The 7,395-nt window shown below is 66.2% G+C and carries 6 protein-coding genes; 2 read left to right on the top strand and 4 right to left on the bottom strand.

Translation table 11 applies throughout. The annotated features are described in order from the left end of the window. Positions 1-264: 264 nt before the first annotated feature. Complete coding sequence (locus tag QCD75_RS22325; protein WP_367400690.1) at positions 265-480, top strand: DUF4913 domain-containing protein; 216 nt, start codon at positions 265-267, stop codon at positions 478-480. A gap of 778 nt (positions 481-1,258) precedes the next feature. Here the strand turns inward: QCD75_RS22325 and QCD75_RS21470 are convergent. Both QCD75_RS21470 and QCD75_RS21465 read right to left on the bottom strand, forming a co-directional pair. Next, positions 1,259-2,545, bottom strand: coding sequence for an MFS transporter (locus QCD75_RS21470; protein WP_301231547.1), 1,287 nt, complete (start codon positions 2,543-2,545; stop codon positions 1,259-1,261). A gap of 23 nt (positions 2,546-2,568) precedes the next feature. After that, entirely contained in the window at positions 2,569-3,807 is a 1,239-nt protein-coding gene (locus tag QCD75_RS21465; protein WP_301231545.1) for a M20 metallopeptidase family protein, read from the bottom strand. Positions 3,808-3,946: 139 nt separating this feature from the next. Here QCD75_RS21465 and QCD75_RS21460 point away from each other — a divergent pair, with 139 nt between their 5' ends. Continuing rightward, positions 3,947-4,981, top strand: coding sequence for an Lrp/AsnC family transcriptional regulator (locus tag QCD75_RS21460; protein WP_301231549.1), 1,035 nt, complete (start codon positions 3,947-3,949; stop codon positions 4,979-4,981). Positions 4,982-5,029: 48 nt separating this feature from the next. Here QCD75_RS21460 and QCD75_RS21455 read toward each other — a convergent pair whose 3' ends face one another. Then, complete coding sequence (locus tag QCD75_RS21455) at positions 5,030-6,478, bottom strand: amino acid permease (protein WP_301231544.1); 1,449 nt, start codon at positions 6,476-6,478, stop codon at positions 5,030-5,032. Further along, positions 6,475-7,302, bottom strand: coding sequence for a methylenetetrahydrofolate reductase (locus QCD75_RS21450; protein ID WP_301231543.1), 828 nt, complete (start codon positions 7,300-7,302; stop codon positions 6,475-6,477). Before QCD75_RS21450 ends, QCD75_RS21455 begins: the two co-directional genes overlap by 4 nt. Positions 7,303-7,395 lie beyond the last annotated feature (93 nt).

The following is a 7,395-nucleotide window of genomic DNA, read 5'->3' as shown; positions in this document are numbered from 1 at the left end:
CTACGGCCGGGTCGACGCCGAAGGTACCTTCCACACCCTCTGGGGCGAGGACAAGACGGAAATCGAAGCCGTGGACACCCACTAGGCCTTCGAGACAGGATTCGCGATGCTTATGGCCTTAGCAAGACGACAAAGGAGCACTCCGAAGTTCACACCCTCGATTGGAACTCAAGACACTGCGGTCCGCCAGCTAGCGTCCGCGCGTTTCCGCTGCCCACAAATGAGAACCAACGAGGGCGCGGCCTTCGCCTGGTGGCTGGAGAAATGCAAATGCCTGAGTCGCTGATAAGAATGGGGGCAAGCTGGCTGGTCGGGGAACACCTCCGCCTCGAACCCGCTCTGGGAATCACCCCCTGGTGGCTCAGCCGCGCAGACCCTCACATGCGCGTTCTCATGGACGAAGAAGGCCCCTTCGAGAAATGGGCCTACCAAACGATGCAGCCGCGGGCCGCCAGTTGGACGCGTTCCTCGCCAGCCTGATGTGCGGCGAATAAGCCATGAACCGCATGACTGCGCCGGGGCGGTCGGGGACGGTGGCGCCGCATCGGCCGTGCCCCGGCTGTGGGCGAGGAACGCGACACCAATAGCTGCCTTTTCTGCACTTGCCCGGAACCGGATTAATCAGCCTGTTCCGTGCTGTGCCCGTAGCGCAAGTGTTGTCGTCGCTGAGTTGGGCTGGCTGACCGTGCAGCACGCGATTCAGCAAGGATGCCCAGGATGAAGGCTTTGTGGCTTGGCGCGGAGAGTCTAGTCTCCTAGAGAACATTAATTGAAGATTCAATTGAATTAGGGAAAGGCACTTATCCGCTGAGTCCTACTCTCCAGTCAAAGACCGTCATCACGAAGCGTCTTTTGGGAGGCCAGCCGAACTCGCCGAACTGCGGGGCCCGGCGGTTCCGGGAAATTCCACGGTCTGTAGGTGCGTGACCTCGTTGGCGCGCAGACCCCAAGCGTTGCCAAACAGGTGAGGCGGCCGTCGCCCAGGTTTTGAACGATCCTCCCATTACCGAGGAGCAGCGGACCGTGACTGGCCCCGCAACAACAACCGGCTGCGTACCGCCAGGGCCTTCACTCGCGGCAGCCGGATCCGGCGGGGCCCAGTCTGTTGTTGTTGCCCGCGAGTCGGACCGTCTCGTGGCGAGTCGCCAGCCGCCGGCCCGCCCTTCGAACCCGGCACGATAGACCGGCAATCAGGGACGCGAGGCCAGTCCTAACCTTCGAACACGGCACCCGCCTCGGTCCCGTCCGCCCGGCGCTCTTAGTGCGTCAGGTCCTTGCCTTTGGTTTCCGGGATGGTGAAGACGAACAGCGCGCTGACGATCAGGAGCACCACGGCGTACAGGTTGAACGCGTTGGCGAGGCCGATGCCACCCAGCCAGGTCTGCAGGTACGGGGCGGTCCCGCCGAACACGGCCACGCAGATGGAATACGGGACGCCGACGCCGATGGTCCGGATGCTGGTGGGGAACAGTTCCGCGTAGACGGCCGGAACAATCGCGGCGCTGGCGGCAATGAAGATCAGCATGACGGACATGGCCACGGCCAGTTGCCAGGCCGAGTCCTTCAGCAGCCAGGTCATCGGGAAGTGCATGACGGCCGCTCCGGCCGCTCCGGCCCAGAGCACCTTCTTGCGGCCGATCCGGTCAGACAGTTTGCCCCAGACAGGCAGGGCGGCAATGAACACGATGTTGGCGACGACGCTGGCCCACAGGGTTTCCCCGCGGTCGATCTTCAGGACGGTGGCGGCGTAACTGGGGGCCACGACACCCCAGATGTAGTAGATCACCGTGAGACCCACCGTCAGCCCCACGACCTGGAGGGCCTGCTTGCGGTGCCGCACAATCTGCGGCCAGATCGGGGCGCGCTTCTCGGAGGTCGACTCGCCTTCGAAAGCCTCGGACTCATGCAGCTTGGAACGCATGATCAGGGCATACAGCCCCATGACGGCGCCGACGAGGAACGGAACGCGCCAGCCCCAGTCATTCATCGCATCGGTGCTCAGCGTCATGTTCAGGACCGCACCCAGCAGGGTGCCGACCAGGATGCCGACCGTGCCCGAGGTGTAAATCAGGGTGGCCCACAGGCCGCGTTTCTCTTTCGGGGCCACCTCAGAGAGATAGGTCTGCGACGACGGCAGCTCACCACCGTGGGCCAGGCCCTGGACCAGCCGGGCCAACAGCAGCGTCAGCGACGCCCAGACCCCGACGGCGGCGAAGGACGGGGCAACGCCGATCATGAGGCTGCCCAGTGACGCGAGGCCGACGGCGAGCGTCATGGATGTCTTGCGGCCGACGCGGTCGCCGATCCAGCCGAACAGGAATCCTCCGACCGGCCGTGCCACGAAGCCGACGGCGAAGATGGCCAGGGTTGCCAGCACGGCCGAGGCGGGATCCGCCTTGCTGAACAGCTGGCTGGCGATGAAGGGCGTGAACGTGGCGTAGATCGCCCAGTCGTACCATTCGACGGCGTTGCCGATGCCCGTGCCGAGGAGGGTCTTCCGGGTGGCCGCCCGGGTGGCGTTCTGCGGGTTAACGATGGTGGTCATGATTTCTCCTGCGATGTAGGGCTTTAGGAGGCGAGTGAGATGGGGTGGCCGGCGGCAAGCGCGGCGATGCGGGCAATGGCAAGCTCCGCGTAAAGCGCTGCCCCGTCGGCGAGGACGCCGTCGTCGAACGTGGCGTAGGGGGAGTGGTTGAACGCCGTGGAGGTGTGGTCCGCTCCCGGGGCGACGGCGCTGAGCCCGATGAAGGTGCCCGGCACTTCTTCCATCACCCTGGAGAAGTCCTCGGACCCGCTGAGCGGGGCGGCCCAGCGGGTCAGCCTGGCGTCGCCGAACAGGTCCTGGATGGTCTTCTCCGCGGTGAGGGTCTCGTTTTCGTCGGTGATGCTCAGCGGGTATTCCCCGCGGTATTCGACCTCCACCTCCAGGCCGTGGGCGTGGGCGATGCCTTTCAGGAGCGTGGGAACGGCGGACATCATCCGTTCGCGGGAGGCGTGCGAGAACGTCCGGACGGTGGCCTCGATGCGCGCCGATTCGGGGATCACGTTCCGGGCGGTGCCCGCGTGCAGGACGCCGACGGTCAGGACTACGGGGTCGAACATGTTGAACTGCCGCGTGATCATGACCTGCAGTGCGGTCACCATCTCGGCGGCTGCCGTGACGGGGTCCTTGGCTGCGTGCGGGGCGGAGCCGTGGCCTCCGGCGCCCAGGACCGTGACGAACAGTCCGTCCGAGGCGCTCAGCATCACGCCCGGCTTGGTGGCGAACTGGCCGTACGGCTCCAGCGAGGAGAAGACGTGCATGCCGTAGGCTGCGTCCGCGCGGCGGCCCGCGGCGTCAAGAACCCCTTCGCGGATCATGTGGCCGGCGCCGTCCCAGCCCTCCTCGCCCGGCTGGAACATCAGGACCACATCGCCGGCGAGCTGCCCGCGGCGCTCGGCCAGCAGGGTGGCGGCTCCGGCCAGCATCGAGGTGTGGAGGTCGTGGCCGCAGGCGTGCATGGCGCCGTCGACCCGGGAGGTGAAGTCGACGCCGGTCCGCTCCTGGACCGGAAGGCCGTCCATGTCCGCGCGCAGCAGGACAACTGGTTTCTCGGCCGAAGCGTGCGGTGCGCCGCCGCGGAGGACGGCGGTAACCGACGACGTCGTTTCGCCGAGGGTGATCTCATAAGGCAGCCCGTCGAGGGCTGTGAGGACCTTTTCCTGGGTCCGGGGGATCTGCAGGCCGATTTCCGGTTCCCGGTGCAGCTCGTGGCGCAGCCGGGTGATCTCGCCGTGCAGTTCCCTGGCATCCTCTGTGACCGACATATGTTCCTGCTTCCCGAACGATTGGTAAGTGCCTTGCACCAATTGTGGGGTGACTGGGATCACAGGGCGGGAAATGGCTGGATACGTGCAGAAGTATGATGGCTGGGACAGGGTTCGTGCAGTGGCGGAGGAGATTCCGGTGGAGATCGGTGAGGAAGACCTCCAGCTGATCAACGCGCTGCAGATTGCGCCGCGGATCAGCTGGTCGGATGCCGCCGGCATTCTGGGCGCCCACGCCACCACGCTGGCCGCCCGCTGGGAGCGGCTGAAGGCCTCCGGCGCCGCCTGGAGCACAGCCCATCTGATGGGAGATCCGAAGCAGATGTGCCTGGCGCTGGTGGATGTGGACTGTGAGATGAAGCTGCGCGCCGAGGTCACAGCCGCGCTGGCGGCCATCCCCGAAGTCGTCACTGTGGAGGAGGCTGCCAGCAACCGGGATCTCATGCTGACCGTCATCACGCCCACTTTGGCCCAGTTCAGCGACGTCGTGCTGGCACGGCTCAAAGAGATCCCGGGCCTGACCAAGTACCAGACGTCGCTGTGCACGCGTCTGCATTCAGGCGGTTACGCGTGGCGGCTGAACGTCCTGGACAAGGCGCAAAAGGCCTCGCTCCAGGCGCTCGCAGGGCCCGAGGCTTCCGGCCCGGCGCCGGCCGGCAACCAGGGCCCGCCGCTGCCGCCAAGCCATCTGGAGCTGATCCCGTTCCTGGCCATGGACGGGCGCGCGGCGGCTGCCGACATTGCCCGCGCCCTGGGACGCAGCCCGGCCACCGTCCAGCGACAGCTGAACCGTGTGCTGGCCAGCCAGGTTCTCTCGTTCCGGTGCGAAATCGCGCAGAACTATTCGGGATATCCGGTCAGCTGCCAATGGTTCGCCAACGTCCCGCCCGGCCAGCATGAAGCCGCCGCTGCCGAGCTGCGCAATTTCCGCAATGTCCGGCTCAGCGCTTCCACCACGGGCCGCACCAACTTTGTGATCCTGATGTGGCTGCATTCCCTGGCGGACGTTATGGGCGCCGAACAGGCACTCCAGCTGCGGATCCCCGGAATCCAGCTCGTGGAAAGCGTGGTGGTGCTCAACACCCCCAAGCGGGTCGGCTGGATGCTGAACCCGGACTCGACGGCGACCGGCGCCGTCGTCGTGCCCGCTGCGGAGCCGGCGACGACGGCGTGAGCGCCGACGCGGGCCTCTTCTGCAGGTGACCCCGCGCGTGTGTGGTGTTTATTGCTTCACCCGTTCCTGCTCCAGGTCCTGGGCGAGCTCGGCCTGGAACGCCGCGTAGCGGGCCAGGTGCGCGGGGCGGCGGCGCAGGATGTACCAGGCGATGCCCAGCAGGACGAACCAGATGGGCGTGACCAGCAGGGCGAGGAGGGTGTCCGGCTGGGTGGTCAGTGCCCAGAGCACGAAGGCGAAGAAGGCGAAGACCACCCAGGCCATGGGGATGCCGCCGGGCATCTTGAACCTGGATGCGTCATGCAGCTGCGGACGGCGCCTGCGGAAGGCAATGTAGCTGGCCAGGATGATGGACCAGACGAAGACGAAGCAGACCGCGGACACGGTGGTCACCATGTCGAAAGCCTTGCCGATGTCCTGTCCTGCGTACATCAGCACGACGCCGGAAAGCAGGAGAACGCACGTCAGGAACAGGGCGTTCCGGGGCACTTTGCGGCTCGAGAGCGCGCCGAATGCGGCCGGGGCGTCGCCCTCCTGGGCAAGCCCGTACACCATGCGCGACGTGGAGTAGATGCCGGAGTTGGCGGAGGACATCGCCGAGGTCAGCACCACCAGGTTGACCACCGTGGCGGCGGCTCCCAGGCCGGCCAGGGAGAACATGGCGATGAAAGGGCTGTGGCCGGCGCTGAACTGGGTCCAGGGCGTGACGGACATCAGGATGATCAGTGCGCCGACGTAGAAGAGCAGCACACGCACGGGAATGGAGTTGATCGCCCGGGGCAGGTTCTTCTCCGGGTCCTTGGCCTCGGCGGCGGTGGTGCCCACGAGCTCAATGCCCACAAAGGCGAACACGGCGATCTGGAAACCGGCCACGAAGCCCATGAATTCGTTCGGGAAGAAGCCGCCGTGGCTCCACAGGTTGCTGAAGCTGGCCGGTCCGGCGTCGGAGCTGAACCCGCTGAAGATCATGAACAGGCCGACCACAATCAGGGCCGCGATGGCGACGATCTTGATCAGCGCGAACCAGAACTCCGTCTCGCCGAACGCCCTCACCGTGGTCAGGTTCAGCAGCAGGAGGATGGCGATGGTCACCAGGCCGGGGATCCACAGCGGGAGGGTGGGCCAGAGCTCCTTGGAGTAGCCGGCGATGGCAATGACATCCGCGATGCCGGTGATCACCCAGCAGAACCAGTAGGTCCAGCCGGTGAAGAACCCGGCCCAGGGGCCGAGCAGGTCCGCGGCGAAGTCGCTGAAGGACTTGTAGTTCAGGTTGCTCAAGAGCAGCTCGCCCATCGCCCGCATGACGAAGAACAGCATGAAGCCGATGATCGCGTACACGAAGATGACGGAGGGGCCGGCCGCCGAGATCGTCTTGCCCGAGCCCATGAACAGACCGGTGCCGATGGCACCGCCGATCGCGATCAGCTGGATGTGGCGGTTGCTGAGCTGCCGGTCAAGGTGGGGCGACGGCGCCAGCGTTTCAGTCTGGGTCTTCATTTTGCTGCTCCTGAAATTGACGCGAGTACGGTTGCCGCGGGGCCGGGCGCCGGGGTTGCCCCGTCGGTTGCCGCGGTCAGGTGGTTGAAAGTGTAGAAGTGGATGCCTGCGATTCTGCCCGGGTGTTCGGCCAGCTCGGAAATCAGGCTCGCAGGCTGGTAGCGTTCCCCGCTGAGGAGCCGGCGGGCCAGCGGGCCTTTGCGGCTGAGGAATTTCAGCGAGGCGCCGACGCCGATCTGGGTGCCAAGGGCGACCAGTTTGGTTCTGGGTACGGCACCGGGGACGCCCGCCCAGACCGGCAGTTCCACGCCTTCGCGGCGCAGCAGGCCCACGTAGTCCACGATCTTCGGGGCGGAAAAGCACATCTGCGTGACGATGCGGCTCGCCAGGTGCTGTTTGGCCAGCAGTGCATCCAGCAGGTCGAGCCCTCCGACGGAGGGGTGGCCCTCGGGGTAGCCGGCGACCCCGATGGAGATGCCGCCGCCGGTGTACTGGGTGATGTCTTCCATCAGCTCCCCCGCCGTGCCGTAGGGTCCTGCGGCCCGCTGGGAGTCCCCTCCGATGGCAAAGACCTCCCTGATGCCGGCCGCGTCGCAGTCGCGCAGGATTCCGACGAGCTGGGGGCGCTCCTGCAGGGCGCGCGCCGCGAGGTGCGGGACCACCGTGTAGCCCAGCTGGGCCAGCTCGACTGCCACGCGCATGGTGCGCCCGATGCCGTGGTGGGGCAGGCAGGTGATGCTCAGTGTTGTGTCCAGGGGCACGGCCGCCGCGACTTTTTCGACGATGCCCTCGGAGGGGATGATTTCCAGTCGGGTGGGGAACATCTTGGGTCCTTTACGGGTGTCAGGCGCCGGCATGGGCGGCGAGGAGTGAGCTGGCTTCCTGGCGGGTGGTGCCGGAGGACTCGATGTGGGCGA

Source organism: Arthrobacter sp. PsM3 (assembly GCF_030433895.1).
Taxonomy (GTDB): domain Bacteria; phylum Actinomycetota; class Actinomycetes; order Actinomycetales; family Micrococcaceae; genus Arthrobacter.
The sequence above is the reverse complement of the archived record's forward strand: the minus strand, read 5'-3'. Positions and strand labels throughout refer to the sequence as shown.